Source organism: Methyloceanibacter marginalis (assembly GCF_001723295.1).
Taxonomy (GTDB): domain Bacteria; phylum Pseudomonadota; class Alphaproteobacteria; order Rhizobiales; family Methyloligellaceae; genus Methyloceanibacter; species Methyloceanibacter marginalis.
Window position 1 is genome coordinate 1 of the sequence record NZ_LPWD01000005.1, and the last position, 1,619, is coordinate 1,619.

The following is a 1,619-nucleotide window of genomic DNA, read 5'->3' on the forward strand; positions in this document are numbered from 1 at the left end:
CGCGCCCAGATCGCCTTGCTCGAGCTTCGCGCCCGCGCGCGCCAGCACGGCGTCCGGCTGATCGCCTTCAGCTGCTTCGTCGATGCGCCTGATCTTGACCAGCGACTCCGCACTCCCCAACAGGCGGTCGATGATGGAGGCATCGCCGCTCGACTGCTGCGTGGATAGCGCGTCCTCACGGGCCCCTTCGAATGACGCGGTGAGTGCGCGCATGGTCGGAATGCCGGTATCCTCGTAGTCGAGGAGACTGCCGAAATCGCCGGTGCCAGGCGAGAGCTGCGTCAGCGCGGCGAGTTCGTCGGCGTAGGGACGCCCGTCGTCCACGGCGGCGCGCAGATTGGCGAAGGCAATCGCAAGCGTGGCCCGCTTGGTGTCGTTGATGTCTTCATCGACCGCCTCAAGCAACTGCGGCAACGTGGATTCGATCTTGCGCAGGCGCTCATCGAGCACCGCAATCTCAGGCAGGAGCTGCGCCGCCTCCTCGGAACCGAGCTCCGCTTCGGTGAGAGCCTTGAGCTTGGCGGCGATGTCGGCGAGCTCCTTCTTGAGGCTGTCGATCGCCGTGGTGTCGGTCTCCGCCCCAGTCCTAGCCTCCGCCAACGCCGTCTCGATCTTTTCGTCGAGGCGCTTCTCGGCTTCGTTGATCTGCTGGCTGATGGCCGCTGCGTCGGCGACGGAGCCGCCGTCCTTCGCCGCTTCGGCCATGGATTTGAGGCTCGTCTCGAGCTGTGCGACCCGGTCGGTCAGGGCCGCTAACTCCGGTGGCGTGCCGGACGCTTTGGTCTCGAGGTCTGCGACACGTGTCTCGAGCTTCTCGATCGCCTCACGGTTGTCGGGCGTTTGGGGCGAGGCTTCGAGCTTGGCGATGCGCCCCTCCAGGGGCGCGAGATCGGGGGCATCCGCCGGCGCGCTCATGGGCAAGTAGCCCCAGGCGATGGCGGCCAGCACGGCGAGGCCGCCGATGAGCCCTGCCGTCGCGTGGGTGAGAAAGCTCGTGACGGCGGCGAGCAGGACGGCACCAAAGGACCGGCGGCCGCCGTCGCGCGGTTTGTTTGTCTCCGCCGGGTGCTCGTCCTCGCCGGTCGTCTTTGCTTCGTCACCGTCATTGGGCGGGAGCACGTTGGCGTCCTCCGCGGCCTCGTCCTTGACCTCGGACTGGTCACGTTCTTCGTTTTCGTTGGCGCCTTTGTTTGCTTCCTGGGCCTCCGGCTCGACCGAGACTTCGGTCGCGGTGCCTTCAATGGTCGGCGTCGGGCGCTTACCCGCCTGATCGCCGCCGCCCTTATTGTCGAAGGAGCCGCCCATCACTTCACTACCTTCACATCCAGAAGAATCGCGCTCCTCACGAGGATGACGCGTCGGAGTCCAGGAGCGCAAGGAGATCTTCCTCGCGCGGATGCTGCGGAACGCGGACCGTGAAACCCATCGGCGCGACAGCCTCTGCTATCGCCTTCGACAGGCAATAGCAAACCAGTCCCTTGGACTCCGTTACCACACCGTGACGCTGCGCAAGCCTGGCAAAGGTTCTGGCGGTGCGTGGCGACAACAGCAAGACGCGCGAGATCTCCCCGCCCGCAAGATCGGCGATCACCGCGTCGGGCAGGGTGTCAACCGGATGC

2 protein-coding genes are annotated in these 1,619 nt (G+C 66.2%); both read right to left on the reverse strand.

What is annotated here, in order from left to right; genetic code table 11:
- Window positions 1–1,308 (reverse strand): COG4223 family protein (locus tag AUC71_RS00130; protein WP_204376581.1); only part of this gene is annotated, 1,308 nt, incomplete at its 3' end.
- 34 nt (window positions 1,309–1,342) lie between these two features.
- Window positions 1,343–1,619 (reverse strand): uroporphyrinogen-III synthase (locus tag AUC71_RS00135; protein WP_193426994.1); only part of this gene is annotated, 277 nt, incomplete at its 5' end.